The following is a 26,369-nucleotide window of genomic DNA, read 5'->3' as shown; positions in this document are numbered from 1 at the left end:
GGCCCGCCGTCAAAGTTGGGTTTTGATGTCGTCGCGGTCGAAATTCTCGAACTTTCGGTTCAATGTGCGTTGATTGCGTGTGGCGTGCGTGATTTCGTGATTGATCTTGTCGAGACGCTCTTGTATCTGCGTGGTCGCGCCAGACTGATGAATCCCATGTCTGGCTTCTATTCCCCGATTGATGGCGTCGTTCAGATTTTTGACTGCGGTGATTTCGTTAGATAGCTGACCCCAGCCGCGATTGCGCGCGTACGCGAAGACGTTGCAGATCCCGTTGAGTGCGGTCAGGATGCCGACCCCTGTCGTGGCGATCTTCAGCCCGAGGGCGAGGCCCGCAAGCGCAGGCAACAGCGCGGGAACCGCTATCGACGCCACACCCAACGATACGGTGATGACGAGAAACGTGACGAGGATCGCGATTTTCGTCTTCCATCGCCGTTTCTCTCCCGGAATGGCGGTCTGCGCCTGCGTCAGATAGTGATGAATCAGCGGCTCGGTCTTGCTGAGCAGGTCGCCCGTGACTTCGAACGCTTTGTGCAACTCCGCCTTGGCCTGTTTGAGCCCCTCTGGCGTCATGTTGGCGCCGTTCAGGCCCTGACGCTTGTCTTCCAGAAGCCGTCGCGCGGACGACGCGCACACCATCGTGTCGAGCGCCGCTTTCAAGTGCCCCAGTGCTTCGAATGCGGCCCGTGCTTTCGGCATCAATTGTTCAGGGTCGGAGATCGAGCGTTGCGCGTCGACGCTCCTGATCTTGAGCGACGTCAGGGAAATATCGCGGGCATCGCAGATTCTCTCGACCGCGCTCTCGAACGTCTCGATCAGCTTATCGATGCTGAGGAGGTCGGACGCCTGATGGGTGGAGACGGCTTCGGACAGTCTGACGATGACGTCGTACTCGTTGGATAATTTCCCGCGGACTGCGTCGGGGGCGACCGTTTGTGCAGCAGCATTCCAGTCGCGCTTGATCGTGGCGAAGCTCTCGAGGATGCCCTCGCGCAGGGTCTCGATGGTGGGAGAGGTGTCGGCAGGCGGCGATGACGCGCCGACGATCGGCATCTGCTGGCGAACGGCAACATGCTTCCATTCGGGGGAGGTCGTGGAATCGGCAGTCGGCCATGGCGGGGCCACGGTGTCGAAGCCAAGCGATATGTAGTTTTGCGGAACGAGCTTCATTTGGGGGGACCCTCCGTCGACAACATTTCACGAAGTCTAGGCAGCGTCGCCCGCGTGCGCTTTTCATTCGTTTGACGGATTGTTGTAAACGAGGTGTCGCGTGATCTTGAGCGACGGTGGTATCGGCGAGGCAAAAAAGGAAACGCCGCGATGTGCGAGACATCGCGGCGTTATTCGTGTTAGGCCGTGTAAAGCAGTGTTAAGCCGAGTTACCCGATCCAAACCAGCAGAGGCGCTCATATGGCGATGCAGTGCCCATTACGCGATCACGCGGGGCAGTGAGCACCGCAGCTTACGGTTGCTTCGCGACCTTGCCGTCCTTGAAGACCCAGCGAATACCTTCACCCTGACCGGTGAGTACCTCAATCGATTCGAGCGGATTCCCATCGACGACCAGCACATCGGCCAGTGCGCCCGGTGCGATCACCCCCAGTTCGCCCACGCGATTCAGAATCTCCGCACTGACGACCGTGGCCGAGCGCAGCGTGTCGGCCGTGCCCAGCACGCCGGCACGAATCGTCAACTCGTCCGACTGGTACTTGTGCATATCGCCGAGCAGGTCGGAGCCGAAGCCCATCTTCACGCCCGCGTCGCGATAGATCGACAGCGATTCGCGACCGGCGCGCTGCACGCTTTCCACCTTCGCGACCGATTCCGGCGGCAGGCCCAGCGATGCACCGTCCTTGGCCAGGGCGTCGTACGTGACCAGCGTGGGCACCACATAGGCGCCTTTCTCGGCCATGAGCTTCGCCGTCTCGGCATCGCACAAATTGCCGTGCTCGATGGTACGCACTCCGCAACGCACAGCTCGCGCAATCGCACGCGGCGTGTAGGCGTGAGCCATCACATAGGTTTGCGCGGCTTCGGCTTCGGCCACGGCGGCGCGGATTTCATCTTCCGAGTACTGCGTATTGGCGATGGGATCGACCGGCGATGCCACCCCTCCCGAGGCCATCAGCTTGATCTGCGTGGCGCCCTTCTGAATCTCCTCGCGCACGGCGAGGCGGATCGGATCGACGCCGTCGACCACGCGGGCAATCGCCCCGGCGCGAAACGCGCACGAACACGGCTCGAGCGTATCGTTGCGCGGCCGGAAGTCGCCGTGACCGCCCGTCTGCGAGAGCGCCTTGCCCGACGGGAAAATGCGCGGGCCGGGAATCACGCCTTGCTCAATGGCTTGTTGCAGTGCCCAGTCGGCACCGCCGGCGTCGCGCACGGTCGTAAAGCCGCGATTGAGCATGCCTTGCATGATCGGCAGCGACTTGAGCACAGTGAGCACGTTCGGCTGGCTGGCGTTCGTGCCGAGGTTGGGATGCGAGGCGAGCACGTGCACATGGCAGTCGATCATGCCGGGCATGACGGTCTTGCCGGTGACGTCGATCACCGTGGCGCCATCGATATCGAGCGGTGTGGCGCTGACAGCGGTGATGCGATCGCCCTCGATAACAACGTCGTGACGCTCGAGCAGACAACCGGCGGCCGCATCGAGCACATTGCCGCCGCGAAGCAGGGTAACGGACATGGGGGAGTTCCTTGCAAAAGACACAAAGCGCGCCGGTCAGGGCGCGCCTCGATGAGAGAAAACTCAGGCCTTGGGCAGTGGCTTCACGAAGCGCGTGCCGATCAGGCTGATGGTGGCCGCGACGATCACGTAGATGGCCGGGGCCATGTTGCTGCCCGTGCGGGCGATCAGCCACGTGATGATGAGCGCAGCGAAGCCGCCAAAGATCGTCACCGCGAAGTTATAGGCCACCGACAGCCCGGTCGAGAGCACCTTCGCCGGGAACAGCTCGGCGAACGCTGCGAGAATCGGGCCGGTATAGCAGGCGATGAGCAGACCGAAGACGATCTGGAACGTGAGCAGCGATTGCAGGCCCGGCGCCACGTTCAGGTACGTGAACATCGGCCATGCAAGCAACAGAATCAGCAGTGCGGAACCCGACAGGAACGGCCGGCGGCCGTAGCGATCTGCCAGACGTCCCACTACGGGTGCGAACACGAGAATCATTGCGCCGCCGACCATGCCTGCCGTGAAGCCGTAGGACGCGGGCAGCTTGAGCACGCGCTGGGCATACGTCGGCATGTAGAACAGCAGCACGTAGGTGCAGATCGTCCACAGCACGACCATCGAGAAGCTGGCGAGCGTCTCGCGCGGATACTGCGAGAACACGTCGCGCAGCGGCGTATCCGACTTCTCGGCGTGCTGGAACGTCGGCGTTTCGTCGATCTTGTTACGGATGTAGAAACCCACCGGGCCGATCAGCATGCCGACGATGAACGGCACACGCCAGCCCCAGGATTCGAGCGAGGCCTTATCGAGTTCCGTCGTGACGAACGTACCCACGGCAGCGCCAAGCAACACGGCGAAGCCGATGCTCGATTGAATCCATGCCGAGTAGTAAGCGCGCTGATTGGCGGGGGCGTATTCGGTCAGGAAGGCGGTTGCACCACCCATTTCGCCGCCGGCCGAGAAGCCTTGCAGCAAACGCGCCAGCACGATGATGAGGGGGGCGGCCAGACCGATCTGATCGTAGGTCGGGGCCAGACCGATCATCGCGGTACCGGCAGCCATGAGCAGAATGGTGAGCGACAGGGCTGCCTTGCGGCCCACGCGGTCGGAATAGATGCCGAGCACGATGCCGCCGACCGGGCGCATGAAGAAGCCCACGCCAAAGGTCGCGACAGCGAGCAGGAACGACGACAGATCGTCGCCGGTGGGGAAAAACTGTTTCGCGATAATGGCTGCGAAGAAGCTGTAGACGGTGAAGTCGAACCATTCAAGACCGTTGCCGATCACCGTCGCCACGATCGCGTGACGGCGCTGACGAGCCATATTGTCTTGAGGCACTGCGTAGGTCGCCTGCATCTGGGTCTCCCGGAGGATAGGTGGCGTCCGTTGCGTGCTTTGCTTTCACGTCATGCCGGTAATACGCCTGCTTTTGTCGAATCACGTCTGCCGAAGCCGGGCACAAGCGGCCCGATGGCCTCGGTGTACGTGCGCGGATAGAGCACAAAGTAGTGCATACAAAATGACAGGCCAAACGATAATTCCGCATGTTGCCATGCGTGTGGCGCATGGCAACTTTCAAAAAAACACGTAACCCCTATGATGGGAAACGAGTTTCGGAATAAATCCAGTTGCGGAAAATTCGCGCTGCGGCATGCTCATGGCGCTCGGCAGGCCATATGAGGTAGTAGCCGCCGCCCAGACTCGCGGTCGCTTCGCACGCGCGAACGAGCAAGCCGGCGTCGAGACATGAGTCGATCATGTGACGCCATCCCATCACCATGCCGCCGCCTTCGATGGCCATCTGCACGAGCAGCGGATAGTGATTGGCGCTCACCATGCGGGGGAATTTCCGGGCACTGACACCTTGCAGCTCGAACCAGTCGGGCCATGACATCCACTTGCGCTGGCCGTCTTCGACGAGAAGCAGCGTCTCGTTGACGAGATCGGCGGGCGTGAGTTTGCGGCCGTCGAGGTAGGCGGGGGAACAGACGGGGAAGACTTCCTCGTCGAACAGACGCCGTCCGGCGAAGGCCGGCGGCAGGTCGTTACGCACGTAATACACGCCGAGATCGAACTCCGACGCGGAAAGCGACGTGATGCCGTCTTTCACGATCACGCGAATTTTGATGTCGGGATGGGCGGCGCGAAAGCGCATGAGTTGCGGTGTCATCCACAACACGGCCACACCAGACGAACAGGCCACGGTGAGATCGAGATCGCCGCGCCGCTTCATCAGATCGGCGGTGGCTTCGGCGCACTCGCCAAGCAGACGCTGAATCTGCTCGGCGTAGCGTTGTCCGGCCACCGTCAGCCGCAGCGTGCGATGTTCGCGTGTGAAGAGCGCGCGCCCGAGGAATTCCTCGAGCTGCGCGATCTGCCGGCTCACGGCGCTTTGCGTGAGGTTGAGTTCCGCTGCGGCCCGGGTGAAGCTTGCGTGCCGCACGGCAGCGTCGAAAGCAATCAGGCAATGCAGCGGAGGCAACGGCGAAATGGGCATGCGTCGGAGACGAGGGGCGGTGTGGCGCTAACGAGGAATCAGCGCTTGCCGACCATCTGCTCGGGGCGAACCCACGCGTCGAACTGCTCGTCCGTCACATGGCCGAGGGCGAGGGCGGCCGCCTTGAGCGTGGTGCCTTCCTTGTGCGCCTTCTTGGCGATCTGCGCGGCTTTGTCGTAACCGATGTGCGGGTTGAGCGCGGTCACGAGCATGAGCGACTCCTCGAGCAGCGAGGCGATGCGGGCGCGATTCGGTTCGATACCGATGGCGCAGTTGTCGTTGAAGCTCACGGCGCCGTCGGCGAGCACGCGTACGCTTTGCAGGAAGTTGTGGATGAGCATCGGCTTGAACACGTTCAGCTCGAAGTTGCCCATCGAGCCGCCGATGTTGATCGCCACGTCGTTACCGAGCACCTGAGCGCACAGCATCGTCATCGCTTCGCATTGGGTCGGGTTGACCTTGCCCGGCATGATCGAGCTGCCCGGTTCGTTTTCCGGGATCATCAGTTCGCCAATGCCGCAACGCGGGCCGCTGGCCAGCCAGCGCACGTCGTTGGCAATCTTCATCAGGCTGGCGGCGAGCGTCTTGAGCGTGCCGTGCGCGTTGACGATGGCGTCGTTGGCGGCGAGCGCTTCGAACTTGTTCGGCGCGGTGACGAACGGCAGCCCGGTGTCGCGTGCGAGCGCGTCGGCCACTTTCTTCGCGAATTGCGGATGCGCGTTCAGGCCCGTGCCGACGGCCGTGCCGCCGAGTGCGAGTTCCGCCACGTGGGGCAGGGCGTCGTCGACGTGCTTCAGGCCGTGGTTGATCTGCGCGACCCAGCCCGAAATTTCCTGACCGAGCGTGAGCGGCGTGGCGTCCTGGAGGTGGGTGCGGCCGATCTTGACGATGTCGTCATAGGCGTGGGCCTTGGCGGCGAGCGTGTCGCGCAGTTGGCCGACGTTGGGCTTGAGATGGTTGACGAGGGCGTCGAGGGCGGCCACGCTCATGGCCGTCGGGAACACGTCGTTCGACGACTGGCCCTTGTTCACGTCATCGTTGGGGTGCACGCTGCGCGCTTCGCCGCGCACGCCGCCAAGCAGTTCGCTGGCGCGATTGGCGAGCACTTCGTTCATGTTCATGTTCGACTGCGTGCCCGAGCCGGTCTGCCACACGGCCAGCGGGAATTCGTCGTCATGCTGGCCATCGATCACTTCGTCGGCGGCCTTGATGATGGCGTCGGCCTTCTTCGCGTCGAGCATGCCGAGGTCCTTGTTGACCTGGGCGGCGGCGCGTTTCACGCGAGCGAGCGCGCGCACGAGTTCGCGCGGCATCTTTTCGGTGGAAATCTTGAAGTTCTGCAGCGAGCGCTGCGTTTGGGCACCCCACAGACGATCGGCGGGCACCGCAATTTCGCCGAAAGTATCGCGTTCCATTCTCACAGACATGATCGACTCCTCGAAGAGAGAATTGAATTCTAGAGCTTTAGTAAGGTTCCGGCATGGCAGCACAGGGGTGACATGCCATGACGTGGGAATGCATTGCGGGGAGCGCGGCCATTTCGAATGTCGTGAACGGGAGGCCTGAGCAGGCATGGATTATGCGCCGGAATTGTGACGCCAGGCAGGGGGTGCCGGCGTACGCAGACCGTTGCCGGATCGCTCAGGCCCATACGGCAGCCACCAACTGTAAGGCGGCGGCGATGGCGGGTTCGTCGCGCCGCGTGGCCAGCGTGACGAACGTGAGTTCGGTCGGCACGCTCACGCCGTCGGCGATCACCAGGCCGTGGGCGCGGGCCTCGCGTAGCGCAATCGAGTCGCGCACGAGCGAAAGCCCGATGCCCGACTTCACCAGATCGAGCATCGACGGCTCCTGATCCACTTCCGCAACCCGGGTGGGCGACACCCCGAGCGCGCCGAACAGTTCCGACAGCAGACGGTGGTGGGCCGACTCTGGCGGTGTCCAGATCCAGGGCAGTGCGGCGAGTTCGCGCCATCCACGCCGGGCCACCCGCTCGCGCCAGCCGGCGGGTGCGAGCACTTGATACGAGAACGGCGTGAGGGTGATGGCGTGATAGCGCACCGGGTCGGGGCGGCCGAGATAGAAGCCGACGTCGAGTTCGCCGCGCCCCACCTGCTGCAGCACCGAGCCGGACATGCCATGGCGCAGCGCCGTCTCGATGTGCGGATACGACTCGACCAGACGCTTGAGAAACCCGCCCAGCCGGGTGAATTCGGGATCGAGGATCGTGCCGATACGCAAGCGTCCGCGCACCGTTTCCCGTAGCGCACCGGCGGCCTGTTGAAGATCGGTCAGCGCGGCGAGCATGCGCTCGGCCAGCGGCAACAGCGTTTGTCCGTCGCGGGTGAGGGCCAGTCCCTGTGCCGTGCGCGCGAAGAGTGTCAGACGCAGCGCTTCCTGAAGCGCCTTGACCTGAAGGCTGACCGCCGGTTGCGTCAGATGCAGCCGCCGGGCGGCGCGGGTAAGGTTGCCTTCGTGAGCGATGGCGACGAAAGCGCGAAGATGGGCGAGTTCCATGGGGCAGCCGTTAGCAATCCGCAATCGTTACCCGGTGGAGGGTAACGGGCAATATAAGCCGATCTTATATTGCTTTTGATAATTTCTCATTGGCTTGCGCCGGTGTGCCGCAGTACGCTTGGTGCTTGCCGGTGCGCGTGTCGTCGAGCGTGTCGCGGGCAGGAGGAATTCGGGGTATGAAACATGAGCGATGCTGATATTCGGGCACCGCTGACAAAATGAACCTGAAGCGGTGGGCGACAGTCCACCCCAGTCGGGTGCTGCACCCGCGCCGGCACCGCACTATGGCGAGTGCCGCGCCATTGACGGAGACATGCGGGAATGAGCAAGCAGGCAGCGAAGCACGAGCGCTTCGATTACATCATCGTGGGGGCCGGCTCGGCCGGGTGTGTGCTGGCCAATCGCCTCACGCAGGATCCCGACGTCAACGTGCTGTTGCTCGAAGCGGGCGGCAAGGACGACTATCACTGGATTCATATCCCCGTCGGCTATCTCTATTGCATCGGCAATCCGCGCACGGACTGGTTGTATCGCACGCAGGCGGAAGCGGGCCTCGGCGGCCGCTCGCTCGCGTATCCGCGCGGGCGGGTGCTGGGCGGTAGCTCGTCGATCAACGGCATGATCTATATGCGCGGTCAGCGCGAGGACTACGACGCGTGGGCCGACGCGACCGGCGACGACGGCTGGCGTTGGGACAACGTGTTGCCGCTGTTCAAGCGCAGCGAGGATCACTACAAGGGCGGCACCGAGTTTCACGGTGGCGGGGGCGAGTGGCGTGTCGAGAAGCAGCGTCTGTCGTGGCGCGTGCTCGATTCGTTTGCCGATGCCGCCGAGCAGATCGGCATTCCCAGGACGGACGATTTCAATCGCGGCGACAACTTCGGCATCGGCTATTTCGAAGTGAATCAACGGCGCGGTGTGCGTTGGAGTGCGGCGAAGGGTTTTCTGCGTCCGGCGATGCAGCGGCCGAATCTGACCGTCATCACGGGGGCGAGTGTGAGCCGCCTGACGTTCGACGGTACGCGTTGCACCGGCGTAGCGTATCGCGGCGGCAATGAAGACTTCACGGCGCTCGCGAGCGCCGAGGTGATTCTCGCGGCGGGGGCAGTGAATTCGCCGCATCTGCTCGAAGTCTCGGGCGTCGGAAGCGCAGAGCGGCTGCGCGGCTTCGGTATCGATGTCGTCGCCGATCTGCCGGGCGTGGGCGAGAACCTTCAGGACCATCTGCAATTGCGCTCGGTGTACAAACTGCGCGGTGTCACGACGCTGAATCTCACGGCCAACAGTCTGTTCGGCAAGCTCAAGATCGGCATGCAATATGCGTTTGCGCAGCGTGGGCCGATGAGCATGGCGCCGTCGCAATTGGGCGCGTTTGCCCGCAGTCGGGAGGACGTGGCGCGGCCCGATCTCGAGTACCACGTACAGCCGTTGTCGCTCGAGCGCTTCGGCGAGCCGTTGCACAAGTTCAACGCGTTTACGGCATCGGTGTGCAACCTGCGGCCGACGTCGCGCGGCAACGTGCATCTGACGTCGCCGGACGCGCGCGTTGCGCCCAACATCGCGCCGCACTATCTGTCGACGGAAGCGGACTTGCGTGTTGCGGCGGATGCTATCCGGTTGACACGTCGCATCGTGGGGGCACCGGCATTTGCGCGTTACGAGCCGCGCGAATATCTGCCGGGGCCGTCGTTCCAGAGCGACGAGGAACTGATGCGCGCGGCGGGCGAGATCGGCACGACGATCTTCCATCCCGTCGGCACCTGCCGCATGGGACGCGCCGACGACCCCGATGCTGTCGTCGATGCGCAGTTGCGCGTGCGCGGCGTGCAGAACCTGCGCGTGGTCGACGCCTCTGTCATGCCGGCGATTACGTCGGGCAATACGAACTCGCCGACGATCATGATTGCCGAACGCGCGAGCGACATGATTCGTGCGGGGCGCAAAGCCAGGCAGTGATGGAGGTGCTCGGGTGGGATTCTCCTGTGAAGTGGAATCCACGACGGCGTCGCTGGTTTCTAAAGAAGAGAAACGTAGATGCCGCTAGCGTCCTCTCTTCTTTTGCCGCTCCTCTCGCCAGCGGGAATCCTTGCCTCGTGATCTCTAAGGATCGTGAGTAGTGTGGATAACCCGTTTTGTGCGACCCATTGTATGACTTGCTCGCGGGCCATCAGATTGTATGTTTCCCAGACGCGAGACAGGCCATCGGTGCCAAGGAGAATGTGGGCAGGGGCGTCGATTGTTAGATGCTCTTCCGTGGCGTTTAGGGCACTTTTTGGATTTAACGTGAGTGCAGTACTAAATTCGTTTCGCTGCTGTTGGCGCCTTCGTTGTAGCAATTGCTCAAGTGGTTGTCCTCGGAACCCTGAGCAGGGTTTCCATGGGTCGTAGGACAGACACTGTGATGCCGATGGTTTGTCTCTGTTCGAATGAGGGAGCGCCCCCTGATGAATCAGGTCGAAGCAATCCGCATAACGATAGATGGAGACCGTCAATGTTGTTCCAACGCTGAAATCTATCTCGGCGATAGTTGCTGCTGCAACTGGCCAATCTTCCAGCGGCGGGATGAGTTTCGACGCGGCGCAATACTCTTGCCGAAGCATATCCAGGCCGTCACGCAGCTTCGCTTTGCAGAAAGCGGTAGCTTTGAGTTGCCGCAGCAAGTCGGCCAGTCTTCTTGCAAACCATCCCGCGTCTGAGATGCAGTCGAAAGTCGCGAATGGCGATTCGGTGAGTGTGGACGCACCGTCGATGGCCCATGCAAGAATTGAGCGCTCACGCGGAAGGTATCCGACGACGTCCTCAGACGGAATATCCTTATAAATGCCCTGCGAAATCGACTCGACATTGAACCTTTTCACAGCCCCCCCTTGACCGACATGGCAATCTGCAACGTTCGCAATCCTCCGGAAATAACGAGGTCGTCCATGTACTCGCTATCAAGTGACTGCTCGATACGCTTCGCCTGTTTTTTTTCGAGTATTCCATGCGCAACGAGCCGGGGCGAAAGCTGCTGAAATGACAGCTTGACAAGCGCCTTGTGCTCCTTTTTCCAGACCGTGGGTTGACTGAATCTGGCATCCTTGATTTGAACGTTCATCTTCGTGATGATTGACCAAATGTCTTCGATGCAGTTGTAGTTGACGCCTCTGCTTTCACCATATGCGCGGATCGCCGCATTGGCTTGCTCGAAACCTGCCACATGGGGCATGCAGAATAGGCTCCCGAGTGATGGCTCTTCGACGACTAATATGCCGGAGGGGGTTAAGAGATCCAATAGTGCTTCTATAACGGGGTGGCGTTGCCCGATGTGCAGGAGGGTAAACCGGCAGGTAATGAGTTCGAATTTTCTTGCGAATTGAGAGATGCTCGCCGGATCATTCAGATCGCCGACTTGAAAGGAAAGATTGCTGATTCCGTGTGCTGACGCGGCCGCTTTCGCCAGGGAGATTTGTTCAGCATCGTTGTCGAGTCCGATGACTGTGGCTTCTGGGACGCTGGAGGCAAGCCATTGAGCGATTTGCCCGTGGCCGCAGCCGACCTCAAGGATGCGACCGTTTTTCGGCAAGAACTTTCGGAGGAACTCGGTCGTGGCGGCGTTGTATACCTCTGCAGTGACCATGAGCCGTTGCCTGTCCGCTTCTCCTGTGAGCAGGGGGTATTCGGGCCGTGCCGCGCCAGCGTATTCCGATGCGTTGTGACCATTTCTCAACTGAGTGCAGAATTCCCAGTAGAAGCTCGGCATGTTGTGGGGTGGCTCGGCGTCGAGATCGACCCATTCGTAGTCGGTATGCTCGTCACTCAGTACGAGGCAACCTTCAGGGAGCGTGCAGTAAAAGAGAACCAGCAGAACACTCCTCCCAGGTACGACTTCGCAGGATTGACTTCCCATGTAAGTTGCCGAGGTGATGCTGAGGCCGCATTCTTCCTCGATCTCTCGAGTCAAGGCGGATTCAAGCGTTTCTCCATGGTCAGGTCTGCCTCCTGGCAACTCCAGTTCGTTGCGTGGATTTTTTAGGAAGAGAATTCCTTGAGGCCCCCGCATGACCGCTTTAACACTGACCGGATCCATATATGTTTAGCTCCTTACTGGCGCGTGGCCTCGTGCATAGGCAGGTTCAACGACCAGTTGCCGCTGCTGACGAAGCGCTCATCGGCACAAAACATATGGTCCAGTCGAAATTCACGTCGTGTAGTTGGAGCCCGATAAGGTTCTCAGACCAGTAGTCTTGTAGGCGTTGAAGATGAGGTTGTGATATCGCTGCGGGAATAACGACGTAGCCATTGATATCGAACTGATAAACGAATTCCTGGCTCATTTTTTTCTCTCCACGGATCGTTAGCCGAACGCCAAACTTGGTATGCCGATAGCGGTTGGCAAATCGTGGCACGAGAGGGGGGGAAGGGACTTTGGAGATTTTCTGATTTCTTGCCGCATTTGGGACTGGCGCCGAAAGGCGAGGACAAAAAAACGAGCCGGAACGGCGATGGCGCCTTCCGGAAATCCGGACAGCGGCGCTAAAACTTACGTAGTAATACCTAATGTCGGTTGCGCGAACGACACGAGTCCATCGCCAAAAGCTATCGGACGCACATTTGCGTGTGCCGCAAAAGCCTTTTGCCATAAGGGCTTGTGGCACCTCCGGGTAGTGCGATCGAACGTACTGCAACACGAGTGAGCATGCGTGTTTCGGTGGGTGCGAAGCTAAGTGCAAATCCCAATGATCGCGTTGCAGCAAACCACACACAATAACGTTTCCCTATGTGCGATCGAACCAAGAATTCGACACCACATGCGGGACGTGGGGCATATCGCCGACGACGCCGGACCATAGCGTCATCTGCCTGCCTTGCGGTTGTCACAGACGATGGTGCCGTGGCGCTTGACGGCCTCGCACCGCCAACCAGGAATGTGGCAGGAGACATGGCGAACAACGATTACATTCTCGAAACCCGCGGACTCACGAAAGAGTTTCGTGGCTTCACCGCCGTGAACGGGGTCGACCTGCGCGTCGCGCGCGGCACCATTCATGCGCTCATTGGACCGAACGGCGCCGGCAAGACCACTTGCTTCAACCTGCTCACCAAATTCCTGGTGCCCAGCGCGGGAGCGATTACCTTCAACGGTGAAGACATCACCCGCGAAGCACCGGCGCAAATTGCGCGGCGCGGCATCATCCGCTCGTTCCAGATCTCTGCCGTTTTCCCGCACCTCACCGTGCTCGAGAACGTGCGCATCGGTCTGCAACGCAACCTTGGCACCGCGTTCCACTTCTGGCGCAGTAACCGCACGTTGCGCAAGCTCGACACCCGTGCGATGGAACTGCTCGCCGAGGTCGGTCTCACCGAATTCGCCAATACGCTCACCGTGGAACTGCCATACGGCCGCAAGCGCGCGCTCGAAATCGCAACCACACTTGCTATGGAACCCGAACTAATGTTGCTCGACGAGCCCACGCAAGGCATGGGCCACGAAGACGTCGATCGTGTCACCGCACTCATCAAGAAAGTGTCGGCAGGCCGCACGATTCTGATGGTCGAGCACAACATGAATGTGATCGCGGGTATCTCCGACACCATCACCGTGCTTCAGCGCGGCGAGGTGCTCGCCGAAGGCCCGTATCACGAAGTCTCGAAGAATCCGCAGGTGATGGAAGCCTATATGGGCACCGCGGACGGCGAAATGCAGGGAGCCCACGGGTGAGGACGGCTATGTACGGGAATGGGGGGGGCAACGGTAGCGGGAAGGGCGGCTCGAACGTGCCGGCACTGGAAGTCGAAGGACTTCAGGCGTGGTACGGCGAATCGCACATCCTGCATGGCGTCGATCTGACGGTGGGCCGTGGCGAGGTCGTCACGCTGCTCGGGCGCAACGGCGCCGGACGCACCACGACACTGCGCGCCATCATGGGCCTGACAGGACAGCGTCAGGGGTCGATTCGCATCGGCGGGGAAGAAACGATTCACCTGCCGACGTATAAAGTCGCACACCACGGCGTGGGCTATTGCCCCGAAGAACGCGGCATTTTCGCGAGCCTGTCGTGCGAGGAAAACCTGCTGCTGCCGCCGTATATCGGCGTGAGCGGGAAGCGTCGCGACGATGGCGGGCAAGGCATGTCGCTCGAAGAGATCTACGACATGTTCCCCAACCTGAAGGAGCGGCGTCACAGTCAGGGCACGCGTCTGTCGGGGGGGGAGCAGCAGATGCTGGCGGTGGCGCGCATTCTGCGCACGGGGGCCAACCTGCTGCTGCTCGACGAAATCTCCGAAGGTCTTGCGCCGGTGATCGTGCAGACGTTGGCGCGCATGATCACCACGCTCAAGGCGCGGGGCTACACCATCGTGATGGTGGAACAGAATTTCCGTTTTGCGGCTCCGCTGGCCGATCGCTTCTATGTGATGGAGCACGGCAAGATCGTGGAGCGCTTCGGCGCTCAGGAGCTGGAGACGAAGATGCCGGTGCTGCACGAGTTGTTGGGCGTATGAGGTGAGCTACCCGGCGCACATGCGTTCCGGGCGATGGACCCAGGCGATCAAATCCACGAAGGAGACGAAGATGACGATTCGGATGAAGGCGTTGGCCGTTGCGGCTGCGTTCGGTTTTGCGGCAATGGCCTCGCAGGCCCATGCCGATGGCAACACGGTGAAGATCGGTTTCATTACCGATATGTCGGGCCTGTACACCGATATCGACGGGCAAGGGGGGGCGGAAGCCATCAAGATGGCCATCGCCGACTTCGGTGGCAAGGTCCTCGGCAAACCGATCGAACTGGTCACTGCCGATCACCAGAACAAGGCGGATGTTGCGGCGTCGAAGGCGCGCGAATGGTTCGACCGTGGCGGCGTGGACATGCTCATCGGCGGTACCAACTCCGGTACCGGTCTGGCGATGAACAAGGTCTCGGCCGAGAAGAAGAAGGTCTACATCAACGTGGGCGCCGGTTCGGATGCGCTGACGAACGACCAGTGCCAGCCGTATGGCGTGCACTACGCCTACGATACCGTCGCGCTCGCACGCGGCACGGGCTCGGCCGTCGTCAAGGCGGGCGGCAAGTCGTGGTTCTTCCTGACGGCCGACTATGCGTTCGGTCACGCGCTGGAGAAGGCAACGGCCGACGTGGTCAAGGCCAACGGCGGCACGGTGAAGGGGCAGGTACGTCACCCGCTCTCGGCGTCGGACTTCTCGTCGTATCTGCTGCAGGCGCAATCGTCGGGCGCGCAGGTGCTGGGCCTGGCCAACGCCGGTGGCGACACCATCAATGCGATCAAGGCCGCGAAGGAGTTCGGCATCAAGGGCAAGATGCAAATCGCCGGTCTGCTCGTGTTCATCAACGACATTCACTCGCTCGGTCTGGATAACACCGAGGGCATGTACCTGACCGATAGCTGGTACTGGGACAAAAACGACAAGACCCGTGCTTTCGCCAAGCGCTACTTCGACAAGATGAAGAAGATGCCGTCGAGCCTGCAGGCCGGCGACTATTCGGCAGCGACGACCTATCTGAAGGCAGTGCAGGCCGCCGGCACCACCGATGCCGACAAGGTCATGGAGCAACTGCACAAGATCAAGATCGACGACATGTTCAGCAAGGGTTATATCCGCCGCGACGGCACGATGATCCACGACATGTACCTGATGCAGGTGAAGTCGAAGGCGGAATCGAAGTCGCCGTGGGACTACTACAAGGTCGTGGCGACGATTCCGGGTGAGAAGGCGTTCACCACCGAGGCGGAGTCGACCTGCAAGCTGCCGAAGTAAGCGGCACGATCTGAAAGCGATGCAACGAAAGCGGCGGGACGTGTGTCCCGTCGCGACCTTTCTCCCAGAGAATCGATTTCGATGGAATTTCTAGGCATCCCCCTGCCGGCGCTGTTGAGCCAACTGCTGCTGGGACTGGTGAACGGCTCGTTCTACGCCATGCTGAGCCTCGGCCTGGCGGTGATTTTCGGTTTGCTCAACGTGATCAATTTTGCGCACGGCGCGTTGTTCATGCTGGGTGCCATGCTTGCCTGGATGGGCGGCAACTATCTTGGCCTCAATTACTGGGTCATGCTGATTCTCGCCCCCCTCGTGGTGGGCATCATCGGCATTGTCATCGAGCGCACCATGCTGCGCTGGATCTACAAACTCGACCACCTTTACGGCTTGCTGCTCACGTTCGGCATTACGCTTGTGCTCGAAGGCGTGTTCCGTTCGATCTACGGCGTGTCGGGCCAGCCCTTCGACGCCCCCGAGGCGCTCTCAGGTGCCACCAATCTCGGCTTCATGTTCATGCCGAATTACCGCGCGTGGGTGGTGGTGGCGTCGCTCATCGTGTGCTTCCTGACGTGGTTCGTCATCGAGAAGACGAAGATCGGCGCGTATCTGCGTGCCGGCACGGAGAACCCGAAGCTGGTGGAAGCGTTCGGTGTGAACGTCCCGCTCATGATTACGCTGACGTACGGCTTCGGTGTCGCGCTGGCCGCATTCGCCGGGGTGCTCGCCGCGCCCGTCATCCAGATCTCGCCGCTCATGGGGCAGTCGATGATCATCACCGTGTTCGCGGTGGTCGTGATCGGTGGCATGGGCTCCATCATGGGCTCGATCGTGACCGGTCTGATGCTCGGCGTGATCGAAGGCTTTACCAAGGTGTTCTACCCGGAAGCGTCCGCGACCGTGGTGTTCGTCATCATGGTGATCGTGTTGCTGCTGCGCCCGGCTGGGCTGTTCGGCAAACAAAAGTAAGGGGCAGAACCATGCAACAACAGACGCAACAACGGGTGCTTTATTCCCTTCTGCTGCTCGCGCTGATCGTCGCGCCGTTCGCCGGCGCCTACCCGGTCTTCGTCATGAAGGTGCTTTGCTTCGCGCTGTTCGCCTGCGCGTTCAATCTGCTGCTGGGCTTCACGGGGCTGCTGTCGTTCGGCCACGCGGCGTTTTTCGGCAGCGCAGGCTATATCACCGGCTACGCCATCCGCAATCTGGGATTCACCCCGGAGATCGGCATTCTCGCGGGGGTGATCGCCGGTGCGGTGCTGGGGCTTGTCATCGGCCTGCTCGCGATTCGACGCCAGGGGATCTACTTCGCGATGATTACGCTGGCACTGGCGCAGATGCTGTACTTCCTCTGTCTGCAAGCGCCGTTCACGGGCGGTGAAGACGGCCTGCAAGGCGTGCCGCGCGGCAGTCTCTTCGGCGTGCTGCCGCTCGATTCCGACCTCACGCTGTATTACGTGGTGCTAGCTATCTGTGCGCTGGGCTTTCTGCTCATCATGCGCATCGTGCACTCGCCGTTCGGTCAGGTGCTCAAGGCGATCAAGGAGAACGAGCCGCGAGCCATCTCGCTCGGTTACGACGTCGATCGCTTCAAGCTGCTGGCGTTCGTGCTCTCGGCGACGCTGGCGGCACTGGCCGGGTCGACCAAGACGGTGGTGCTGGGCTTCGAGACGCTGACGGACGTGCACTGGACCATGTCGGGCATGGTGATCCTGATGACGCTCGTGGGCGGTCTGGGAACGATGCTCGGGCCGGTGGTCGGCGCAGTGGTGATCATCGTGCTGGAGAACAAGCTCGGCGACATCGGCAACTGGCTCGCGACGGCCACCGGCGTGCCCTGGTTCCAGACGCTTGGCGAATCGGTGACCATCGTTATCGGCGCGATCTTCATCATCTGCGTGCTGGCCTTCCGGCGCGGTCTGGTGGGCGAACTGGTAGCGCGCAACCGGTTCTTCCGAACCATCTCGCAACCGTCGTGACGGCGGGGTGGACGCACCGGCTTGGGGCGTCCGCTCATCACCCTGGCGCATGAATGTCGGAAAAAAGCTAATTCATAGGGGTAAATGCTGACTTGTGGTGCATCGGGTGCTCCTTTATTCTCTCTATCAGTTCGCGTCACGGCAGGATATAGGGGCGAGGAACGAGGAGACAATAAGCGCGATAACGCGCACCGCCAAAAAGGAAGCGCTGTTGGAGAATGCTCCAACAGCGCTTTTTATATTGCGCTTCGCCCCCGCGCGAGGCCGCTGGCCGCTGGCCGCCGGAGCCCGGCAGTCTGTACGACATCCCTTTGCACAGTGTTTTTTCTGCGATTCACGCCATATTGCGAGAATCGCATTGCTTAAATTCGCGCAATGCGGCCTAAAGACGCTATGCTCGCCGTTTCATTGTGCGCTTTCGATGGTGTCGTCCAATTCGGTCAATTCCATTTGGGCGCCACTCTCACTCATTCGGCTCGTTCCATTCGGCCATTACGATTACCCGGTAGTCGCAGTCGTATGTCTAGCACCCTTCACGTTCCGCAATGCGCGCACCCGCGCTGTCTGGCCGGTGACTTCCCCCGGTGGCCGTCGCAAGTGCGAAGGGTCTGTGTGGTCCTTATGGCCCGTATGGCGGGTATGGCCCGTGCGGGGAATGTATGTTGACGGGCTGGGCGCTGACCGACTTGCTGATGCTCGCGGGCGGGGCGTTTCTCGCCGGTCTGGTCGATGCCGTGGTCGGTGGCGGCGGATTGATCTCGGTGCCGACGCTTTTTGCCGTCTTTCCGAACGCTGCGCCACCGGTGCTGTTCGGTACCAACAAGATGGCCGGCGTCTGGGGCACGGCGTCTGCCGCGTTGCGCTACGCGCGCGGCATCCAGCTTCGCTGGGCCATTCTGGTACCGGCAACGGTCGCGGCGTTCGTGTTCTCGTTCTGCGGTGCGTATGCCGTCACCCATATTCCCGCCGACGTGCTGCGCAAGCTGCTGCCGTTCGTGCTCGCGGGGGTGGCGGTCTACACGTTGCGCAAGAAGGATTTCGGGACCGTCCACGCCCCTGTGAAGGGTGGGACAGGGGTAACCCTCATGGCCGTTGCCGTGGGCGGTGCCATCGGCTTCTATGACGGTTTCTTCGGCCCTGGTACGGGCAGCTTCCTTGTATTTCTGTTTGTCCGGCTGTTCGGGCAGGATTTCGTCAACGCGTCGGCGTCGTCGAAGATCGTAAACGTGGCGACCAACCTCGCCGCGCTGCTGCTGTTCGGCATGGGCGGGCATGTGTGGTGGCAGGTGGGCCTTGGCATGGCGATCATGAACGTGCTCGGCAGTCAGGTGGGTAGCCGTCTCGCGCTCAAGCACGGAGTGAGCTTCGTGCGGCGTATGTTCCTGTGCGTTCTCGCGGTGCTGATCGTGAAGACCGGCTACGACGCGTTTCTGCGCGCGTGAGATGGGATTGCGGGATCGCGCAGGGTGGCCGTTGGCGTTCCGGCAGGTTCAGGCAATAAGGAGGGCCGGCGTGTCGGGGGCAGATGCGGTCGAAACCACATGTGGGGAAACCGCACTTTACGAGAAGGCATCGGTGCCCGTAAGATGGGCGACAATTTACCGACTGATCGGTCGGTTAATGTCAAAAAAACGAATTCGAAATTTTTGTGAGGAGACCCAAATGAAATTGAAGTTGCTGTGTATGGCATCGGCGATGATGCTTGCCGCGGGCGTCGCGAACGCTCAGGTGAAGATTGGCGTGTCGCTGTCGGCGACCGGCCCGGCGGCTTCGCTGGGTATTCCCGAGAAGAACACCATTGCGCTGATGCCGAAGACGATCGCCGGTCAGTCGGTGCAGTACATCGTGCTCGACGACGCGACCGACACGACGACCGCCGTCAAGAACATGCGTAAGCTGATCACCGAAGATCACGTCGACGCCGTGCTCGGCTCGACCGTCACGCCGAATTCGCTGGCGATGGTCGACGTGGCGGCCGAGACGCAGACGCCGGTGATTTCGATGGCAGCGGGCGCAGCCATCGTCGAGCCGGTCGATGCCAAACGCACGTGGGCGTTCAAGACTCCGCAGAACGACATTCTGATGGCCACCGCCATTGCGAAGCACATGGCCGATCACGGTGTGAAGACCGTGGCGTTCATCGGCTTCTCGGACGCTTACGGCGAAGGCTGGTACAAGGAATTCCAGAAGGCTGCCGATCTGAACAAGATCAAGGTGGTGGCCAACGAGCGCTTCAACCGTGCCGACACGTCGGTGACGGGCCAGGCCTTGAAGGTCATGGGCGCGAACCCGGACGCCGTGCTGATCGCCGGTTCGGGCACGCCGGCGGCATTGCCGCAGCGCACGCTCAAGGAGCGCGGCTACAAGGGCAAGATGTATCAGACCCACGGCGTGGCCAACAACGACTTCCTGCGCGTTTGCGGCAAGGACTGCGAAGGCACGTATCTGCCGGCTGGCCCGCTGCTCGTGGTCGAGCAACTGCCTGCCGACAATCCGGTGAAGAAGTCGGCCGCCGCATACAAGGCCGCTTACGAGAAGGCTTACGGCGCCGGTTCGATCTCGACCTTCGGCGGTCATGCGTGGGACGGCGGTCTGCTGCTGCAGACGACTATTCCGGTGGCGCTGAAGAAAGCCAAACCGGGCACGGCGGAATTCCGTGCCGCGCTGCGCGAGGCGCTGGAGAACGTGAAGGACATGCCGGGCACCGCCGGTATCTTCAATATGAGCAAGAACGACCACAACGGTCTGGATCAACGCTCGCGCGTGATGGTGCAAATCGTCGACGGCAAGTGGAAATTGGCGAACTGATACGGTTCGGGGCTGCCTATAGCACCAGTAGTACGCTGGCATGCCCCGTTGTCGTATCTGCGGTATCTGCGCCCGGTTGGACCGATCGGGCCGGAAGAACGGGCGTTCGCGCCCGTTTTTTTTGAGCGCGTGGTAATTTCGCGCTTCGCAAAGAGACGGCAGGACATGCGAAACGAGCGGCACACGAGAGGCCGTATTGTCCCAACCTGATCGCTACAGCCGGGGGGCTGACCAGGCGATCCTTTCGAGCGTAAATCCATGACGGGTGAATTCGAGCACCGCAATCTATCTCTGGTGTTGCTGCAGTCGCGTGAAGCGGTGATGGGGCTGTTCCGGCCCTTGCTTAATTGTTACGACATCACCGAACAACAATGGCGTGTCATACGGGCCGTCAACGATAGCGAATCCGGGGAAATGGAAATCGGACAGGTCGCGCGCGAGTGCTGCATTCTCAGTCCGAGTCTGTCGGGCATGCTCGAGCGAATGGAGGTCTCCGGCCTCATTCTGCGTCGTCGCGTGGCCGCCGATCAGCGACGGGTAATGGTGTCGCTCACGCCGTCGAGCCGCGCGCTGTGCAAGAAGCTCGGCCCGCTGGTCGAGGAACGTTATCGCTACCTGGAAGACAAGGTCGGGCGCGACACGCTCGCCGAAATCTACCGGTTGCTCGACGTCGTACGTGAGGCGTTGCCTCCCGAAGTGCTGGCAGAAGCACCGTCGTTGCCGACCAAGGCGCGTCGCCGTCGCAAGCCGGCGGCGGGAGGGTAGGCATCCATCGTGCGCGACGCTGCGGGAATGAGCGTCGAGAGCGGTCAGCAGCAGTTTTGAGCGGTCTTGAGCGGGAGCGGGTGATGGGGGTGCGCCGAGTCAGGCGCGGCATGCAGGACGGTGCAGACGGCGAAATGGCAGGAGACAGGTTTCGCCGACTCAGTAGTCGCCCGAGTTTTACCAATACATAATCGTTTATACAATTCATAATTCGCTGCGCTGCGACACGGGGATCGTGCGGGGTGTATCGATGTGAAGGGGAACGGGGCGGCCGCGCGCCGCGCCGTGCATCACACCGGCTGTCTCGCCAGCCGGTTCAAGAAGTACTCAAACGAAGTGAGAGGAGCATGGATCTTTCGATTGCAGCCATCCTGGCGCAGGACGGCATCACCACGGGTGCGATTTATGCCTTGCTGGCATTGGCGCTCGTGCTGGTGTTCTCCGTCACCCGCGTCATCTTCATTCCGCAGGGCGAGTTCGTGTCGTATGGCGCGCTGACGCTGGCGGCACTGCAAACCCAGAAGTTTCCGCTTACGAGCTGGTTGCTCGTGGCGATGGGCGTATGCACGTTCGTCGTGGAGACGGCTGGCGTGTTGCGTCATAGCGAGCGTCGCAAGCTGGCGGGCCGCCTGGTGCCGGTGCTTGCGGGCAAATATCTGGTGTTTCCGATCGCCGTGTTCTTCGTCGTCAAGGCGTTGGCGACGATGACACTGCCGATGCTCGTGCAGATCGCGCTTACGCTGCTGCTGGTCGTGCCGATGGGGCCGATGCTTTATCGCCTGGCCTATCAGCCACTGGCCGAGGCGAGCACGCTGCTGCTGCTCATCGTCTCGGTCGGGGTGCACTTTGCGCTCACGGGGCTGGGGCTGGTGATGTTCGGGGCCGAAGGCTCGCGCACGCAGGCGTTCTCCGACGCGAGCTTCAACATCGGTTCGGTGATGGTGTCGGGTCAGAGCCTGTGGGTGCTGGGTGTCTCGCTCGTGATGATTCTGGCGCTGTACTTCTACTTCGACCGCTCGCTCTCGGGCAAGGCCCTGCGTGCCACGGCCGTGAACCGGCTGGGTGCGCGTCTGGTGGGTATCGGCACCGTGCAGGCCGGGCGGTTGGCGTTCACGCTGGCGGCGGTGTTGGGTGTGCTGTGCGGCATTCTGATCGCACCGATCACGACCATCTACTACGAGTCGGGCTTCCTGATTGGCCTGAAGGGCTTCGTGGGCGCCATCATCGGCGGTCTGGTGAGCTATCCGGTCGCAGCGCTGGGGGCCATTCTGGTGGGCCTGCTGGAGTCGTATTCGTCGTTCTGGGCGAGTGCATACAAAGAGGTCATCGTCTTCACGCTGATCCTTCCCGTGCTGCTGTGGCTGTCGCTCACGAGCAAGCATGTGGAAGAAGACGAGGAATAAGCCGGGGCGGACCACAGAATGAAAAACAAATACTTCCTGATTTTCCTGGTAGTGCTGGCCGTGTTGCCGGTACTGCCCGCGCCGGTGCGTTTGCCTGAATACTGGGTGACGCTGCTTAACTACATCGGCCTGTACAGCATTGTGGCCATCGGCCTCGTCCTGCTCACGGGTGTGGCCGGCATGACGTCGTTCGGACAGGCGGCGTTCGTCGGTCTGGGCGCGTATGCCACGGCGTATCTGACCACTGCCTACGGCGCATCGCCATGGCTGGGTCTGATCGTCGGCGTGGCGATCACGGCAGCCGCGGCCCTCGTCATCGGTGCGATCACCATGCGTCTGTCCGGCCACTTCCTGCCGTTGGGCACGATTGCCTGGGGGCTGGCGTTGTACTTCCTGTTCGGCAACCTCGAGTTCCTGGGCAAGTACGACGGCCTGAACGACATTCCGACCATCAACCTGTTCGGCATCGAGCTGGCGAGCGGGCGTCAGATGTTCTATCTGATCTGGATCGTCGTGGTGCTGGCAGTGGTGTCGATCAAGAACCTGCTCGATTCGCGTCCGGGCCGTGCCATTCGCGCGCTCAAGGGCGGTGGCGTCATGGCCGAGGCCATGGGGGTGAACACCGCGTGGATGAAGGTCGTGGTGTTCGTGTACGCCGCAGTGCTCGCGGCGATCTCGGGCTGGCTGTACGCGCACTTGCAACGGGCCGTGAATCCGACGCCGTTCAACCTGAACCACGGCATCGAATACCTCTTCATGGCCGTGGTGGGCGGGGTGTCGCATGTATGGGGCGCGGTGTTGGGCGCCGCCATCCTGACGGTGCTCAAGGACTACTTGCAGAACATTTTGCCGGTGCTGCTGGGCGCCAACGGCAACTTCGAGACCATCGTCTTCGGTGTGCTGCTCGTGCTGCTGCTGCAATACGCGCGTGACGGCGTGTGGCCGTTCTTCGCCAAGATATTCCCGGCGCGACGCGTCGCAAAGGCACCGGCGCATGCCGATCCGCTGGGGCATCGCGCGAAGCCTGCGTTGGGCGAGGTGGTGCTCAAGCTCGAAAAGGCACGCAAGGAGTTCGGCGGTCTGGTCGCGGTGAACGATGTGTCGTTCGAGGTGAAGGCCGGCGAGATCGTGGGGTTGATCGGCCCGAACGGTGCGGGCAAGTCGACGACGTTCAATCTGGTGACGGGCGTGCTGCAAGCCACCCGGGGCGAGATTTCGTTCCTTGGCGAGCGCATCGATCGTCTGCCGTCGCGTGAAATCGTCAAGCGCGGGATTGGCCGCACCTTCCAGCACGTGCGCCTGATGCCGCACATGAGCGTGCTCGAGAACGTGGCGATTGGTGCGTATCTGCGCGACAAGAACGGGCTGCGCCGCCGTCCGCAAGGGGGCGTGTGGTCGAGCGTGTTGCGTCTGGATCGCCACGAAGAAGCGATGCTCCTGAACGAAGCCAGAATGCAGATCGAGCGCGTGGGCCTTGGCGCACATATGTACGACGAGGCGGGCAGCCTGGCGCTGGGTCAACAGCGTATTCTGGAAATAGCCCGTGCGCTGGCATGCGACCCGACGCTGTTGCTGCTCGACGAGCCGGCAGCCGGCCTTCGCTACAAAGAAAAGCAGGCGCTGGGCGATCTGCTCAGAAAACTCAAGGACGAAGGGATGAGCGTGCTGCTGGTCGAGCACGATATGGACTTCGTGATGAATCTGACCGATCACCTGGTGGTGATGGAGTTCGGCACCAAGATCGCCGAGGGGCTGCCTGAAGACGTGCAGAAGAACCCGGCGGTGCTCGAGGCGTACCTTGGAGGAGTGGAGTAATGGCAGACGCGATTCTTGAGGTCAAAGACCTCGCCGTCGCATACGGCAAAGTCGAGGCGGTGCATGGTGCGCATCTGCGGGTGGAGGCGGGCCAGATCGTGACGGTGATCGGGCCGAACGGCGCGGGCAAGTCGTCCATGCTCAACGCCATCATGGGGGCGCTGCCGCACAACGGTTCCAGCCGGGGGAGCGTGGCGTATCTGGGACACGAGATGTCGGCGCTGACCATCGAAGCCCGGGTGTCGCGCGGCATGTGCCTGGTGCCGGAAAAGCGCGAGCTGTTCTCGACAATGACCGTCGAGGACAACCTGCTGCTCGGCGCCTACCGTCGCAAGCGGGCCGGGGAGAAGAACTTCCTGGACCAGATGGAAGTGGTCTACGAGCTGTTCCCGCGCCTCAAAGAGCGTCGTGTGCAGCAGGCGGGGACGCTGTCGGGCGGTGAGCGCCAGATGCTGGCGGTGGGCCGTGCGTTGATGGCAAAGCCCCAGTTGCTGATGCTCGACGAGCCGAGCCTTGGGCTGGCGCCGCTGATCGTGAAGGAAATCTTCCATATCATCAACGACTTGCGTAAGACGGGCGTGGCTACGCTGCTGATCGAGCAGAACGCCCGGGCGGCGTTGCAGGTGGCCGACTACGCTTACGTGATCGAGACGGGCGAGCTGGCGCTGGAAGGCCCCGCACAGGAGCTGGCGACCAATCCCAAGGTTATCGAGACCTATCTCGGGTTGGCGAAGAAGGCAGCCTGACGCGCGTTGCTCGTCGGATTGCTTTGACGGAAAGGCCCGCCAATTTGGCGGGCTTTTTCTTTTGTGACAGGGCGCGTGCGTGTCCGCTGCGGGCTATCCGGCCCCATTTTTGAGGCGTGACATCGAAGCATTGTTCGCAGTATGGGCGAACTCACTTATTCACAGTTGCTTGTGGATAGTTGTGGATATCCAAATTCTATGGCGCACTGCCGCAATAAGGGGTTGCGCGATTTTCTCGAAAGTCTTGAGGAAAAATCGCTTGAGGTTATCCACAGAAAAGCAAATTCCCGAGAGCTGTTTGGAGGCCTTGGCGCGCGTATGTGGATAAGGTGCTTCGATGGGGGGGCGGAGGGGCTTTGGGCTTTGTTCTTCATTCTTCGTTTCGTGGTTTCACGTGAAACAGTGTGGTTTGTCGAGCAGCCTTGAGACGCCACATCCCGCGATCCCGGCGGCGTGCTTTCATCCGTCCGGGCACCGCCAATCCCCACTTCTCAAACATCCGAGTTTCCGGCCCGGGATGGCATTAATCCGTGGGATATCCGCTTTCCCATCGTTCGCCATTCCCGCAGCGGAGATTCCTCAGTGGAAAAGTCCGGTATCGAGCGATGCACTGCACTCGGGCAATTGACCCGGCGGAGATTGCCGGTGCCCGATCGAGTGACCTTCGAGTGGAACGCCCAGTCAGGGCGTCGGTGGTCTCCTTGTCCTTTGGCGAGCGAGAGCGGGGCTGATGTTTGGGGAGGTGCTGGTGGGGGCGCTGCCAACCCGGTGCAATGACGGCCGAGGGTGACTCGGCCATCACCAACGTTTCACGTGAAACACGCCCACCGATTCTTCGATGGTTGTGCTCGGGCGTTGATCCGGCGGAGATTGTCGGTGCCCTGACGGAGCGACTTTCAAGTGGAGCGCAGTCAGGGTATCGGCGATCTTCGCGGCCCGGAAGCGGGAGAGGGCGGGCGCCGGTATTCGGGGATGTGGTGGTGAAGTGTTATCGCTGCGACGCGATGGTGGCCGAGGGTGACCCACCCACCCCCAACGTTTCACGTGAAACACCCCCACCGATTCCCCGACGGTTGTGCTCGGGCGTTGACCCGGCGGAGATTGTCGGTGCCCTGACGGAGCGACTTTCAAGTGGAGCGCAGTCAGGGTATCGGCGATCTTCGCGGCCCGGAAGCGGGAGAGGGCGGGCGCCGGTATTCGGGGATGTGGTGGTGAAGTGTTATCGCTGCGACGCGATGGTGGCCGAGGGTGACCCACCCACCCCCAACGTTTCACGTGAAACACCCCCACCGATTCCCCGACGGTTGTGCTCGGGCGTTGACCCGGCGGAGATTGTCGGTGCCCTGACGGAGCGACTTTCAAGTGGAGCGCAGTCAGGGTATCGGCGATCTTCGCGGCCCGGA

At 61.5% G+C, this 26,369-nt stretch carries 22 protein-coding genes; 13 read left to right on the top strand and 9 right to left on the bottom strand.

Going from position 1 to position 26,369, the window contains the following annotated elements:
• Positions 1–9: 9 nt before the first annotated feature.
• The 6 genes from C266_RS25620 to C266_RS25595 all read right to left on the bottom strand — a co-directional run bounded on the left by C266_RS25620 (position 10) and on the right by C266_RS25595 (position 7,697).
• Positions 10–1,173 (bottom strand): hypothetical protein, encoded by a 1,164-nt coding sequence (locus tag C266_RS25620; protein ID WP_010806626.1) that lies wholly within the window; start codon positions 1,171–1,173, stop codon positions 10–12.
• Between the two features lie 292 nt (positions 1,174–1,465).
• On the bottom strand, positions 1,466–2,695 hold the full coding sequence (locus tag C266_RS25615; RefSeq protein ID WP_010806625.1) for an amidohydrolase family protein: 1,230 nt from the start codon (positions 2,693–2,695) through the stop codon (positions 1,466–1,468).
• A gap of 63 nt (positions 2,696–2,758) precedes the next feature.
• Positions 2,759–4,039 carry an MFS transporter gene (locus C266_RS25610; protein WP_010806624.1) on the bottom strand — a complete coding sequence of 427 codons (1,281 nt, stop codon included), beginning with the start codon at positions 4,037–4,039 and terminating at the stop codon, positions 2,759–2,761.
• A 238-nt stretch (positions 4,040–4,277) separates the two neighbouring features.
• Positions 4,278–5,180 (bottom strand): LysR substrate-binding domain-containing protein, encoded by a 903-nt coding sequence (locus C266_RS25605; protein ID WP_010806623.1) that lies wholly within the window; start codon positions 5,178–5,180, stop codon positions 4,278–4,280.
• A 38-nt stretch (positions 5,181–5,218) separates the two neighbouring features.
• A complete protein-coding gene (fumC, locus tag C266_RS25600) occupies positions 5,219–6,607 on the bottom strand; it encodes a class II fumarate hydratase (RefSeq protein WP_010806622.1) in 1,389 nt (462 codons plus the stop codon).
• Between the two features lie 214 nt (positions 6,608–6,821).
• Positions 6,822–7,697 carry a LysR family transcriptional regulator gene (locus C266_RS25595; protein WP_010806621.1) on the bottom strand — a complete coding sequence of 292 codons (876 nt, stop codon included), beginning with the start codon at positions 7,695–7,697 and terminating at the stop codon, positions 6,822–6,824.
• 321 nt (positions 7,698–8,018) lie between these two features.
• On the opposite strand from C266_RS25595, the gene C266_RS25590 reads away from it, so the two are divergent.
• Positions 8,019–9,653 (top strand): GMC family oxidoreductase, encoded by a 1,635-nt coding sequence (locus C266_RS25590; protein WP_010806620.1) that lies wholly within the window; start codon positions 8,019–8,021, stop codon positions 9,651–9,653.
• A gap of 59 nt (positions 9,654–9,712) precedes the next feature.
• Here C266_RS25590 and C266_RS25585 read toward each other — a convergent pair whose 3' ends face one another.
• From C266_RS25585 to C266_RS27620, 3 genes are read right to left on the bottom strand one after another with little or no spacing between them, the layout of a single operon-like run.
• Positions 9,713–10,555, bottom strand: coding sequence for a hypothetical protein (locus C266_RS25585; RefSeq protein ID WP_010806619.1), 843 nt, complete (start codon positions 10,553–10,555; stop codon positions 9,713–9,715).
• Positions 10,552–11,766: a methyltransferase domain-containing protein gene (locus C266_RS27115; RefSeq protein WP_010806618.1), complete on the bottom strand. Its 1,215-nt coding sequence runs from the start codon at positions 11,764–11,766 to the stop codon at positions 10,552–10,554. The genes C266_RS25585 and C266_RS27115 overlap by 4 nt, the downstream gene beginning before the upstream one ends.
• A 46-nt stretch (positions 11,767–11,812) precedes the next feature.
• Entirely contained in the window at positions 11,813–12,013 is a 201-nt protein-coding gene (locus C266_RS27620) for a hypothetical protein (RefSeq protein WP_010806617.1), read from the bottom strand.
• Between the two features lie 605 nt (positions 12,014–12,618).
• Between C266_RS27620 and C266_RS25575 the strand changes: the two genes are divergently transcribed.
• The 12 genes from C266_RS25575 (at position 12,619) to C266_RS25520 (ending at position 25,392) form a co-directional block, all read left to right on the top strand.
• A complete protein-coding gene (locus C266_RS25575) occupies positions 12,619–13,398 on the top strand; it encodes an ABC transporter ATP-binding protein (RefSeq protein WP_010806616.1) in 780 nt (259 codons plus the stop codon).
• Positions 13,399–13,406: 8 nt separating this feature from the next.
• Positions 13,407–14,180 (top strand): ABC transporter ATP-binding protein, encoded by a 774-nt coding sequence (locus C266_RS25570; protein ID WP_010806615.1) that lies wholly within the window; start codon positions 13,407–13,409, stop codon positions 14,178–14,180.
• 76 nt (positions 14,181–14,256) lie between these two features.
• A complete protein-coding gene (locus tag C266_RS25565; protein ID WP_036664623.1) occupies positions 14,257–15,453 on the top strand; it encodes an ABC transporter substrate-binding protein in 1,197 nt (398 codons plus the stop codon).
• An 81-nt stretch (positions 15,454–15,534) separates the two neighbouring features.
• Positions 15,535–16,419, top strand: a complete 885-nt coding sequence (locus C266_RS25560; RefSeq protein WP_010806613.1) for a branched-chain amino acid ABC transporter permease — start codon at positions 15,535–15,537, stop codon at positions 16,417–16,419.
• Positions 16,420–16,430: 11 nt separating this feature from the next.
• Positions 16,431–17,429, top strand: a complete 999-nt coding sequence (locus C266_RS25555; RefSeq protein ID WP_010806612.1) for a branched-chain amino acid ABC transporter permease — start codon at positions 16,431–16,433, stop codon at positions 17,427–17,429.
• 659 nt (positions 17,430–18,088) lie between these two features.
• On the top strand, positions 18,089–18,871 hold the full coding sequence (locus C266_RS25550; protein ID WP_010806611.1) for a TSUP family transporter: 783 nt from the start codon (positions 18,089–18,091) through the stop codon (positions 18,869–18,871).
• 220 nt (positions 18,872–19,091) lie between these two features.
• On the top strand, positions 19,092–20,237 hold the full coding sequence (locus C266_RS25545; RefSeq protein ID WP_010806610.1) for an ABC transporter substrate-binding protein: 1,146 nt from the start codon (positions 19,092–19,094) through the stop codon (positions 20,235–20,237).
• 258 nt (positions 20,238–20,495) lie between these two features.
• Positions 20,496–21,002, top strand: a complete 507-nt coding sequence (gene hpaR / locus C266_RS25540) for a homoprotocatechuate degradation operon regulator HpaR (RefSeq protein ID WP_010806609.1) — start codon at positions 20,496–20,498, stop codon at positions 21,000–21,002.
• Positions 21,003–21,349: 347 nt separating this feature from the next.
• Positions 21,350–22,405, top strand: coding sequence for a branched-chain amino acid ABC transporter permease (locus tag C266_RS25535; RefSeq protein WP_010806608.1), 1,056 nt, complete (start codon positions 21,350–21,352; stop codon positions 22,403–22,405).
• 18 nt (positions 22,406–22,423) lie between these two features.
• Entirely contained in the window at positions 22,424–24,220 is a 1,797-nt protein-coding gene (locus C266_RS25530) for an ATP-binding cassette domain-containing protein (protein ID WP_010806607.1), read from the top strand.
• The gene (locus C266_RS25525; RefSeq protein ID WP_010806606.1) at positions 24,220–24,966 is read left to right on the top strand and encodes an ABC transporter ATP-binding protein; all 747 of its coding nucleotides are present in this window, start codon (positions 24,220–24,222) and stop codon (positions 24,964–24,966) included. Before C266_RS25530 ends, C266_RS25525 begins: the two co-directional genes overlap by 1 nt.
• Before the next feature lie 141 nt (positions 24,967–25,107).
• A complete protein-coding gene (locus C266_RS25520; protein ID WP_144265930.1) occupies positions 25,108–25,392 on the top strand; it encodes a hypothetical protein in 285 nt (94 codons plus the stop codon).
• Positions 25,393–26,369: the final 977 nt, after the last annotated feature.

Source organism: Pandoraea sp. SD6-2, from assembly GCF_000389825.1.
Lineage (GTDB): Bacteria > Pseudomonadota > Gammaproteobacteria > Burkholderiales > Burkholderiaceae > Pandoraea > Pandoraea communis.
Note: the sequence above shows the minus strand (reverse complement) of the source record. Positions and strands in the feature narration are given on the sequence as shown.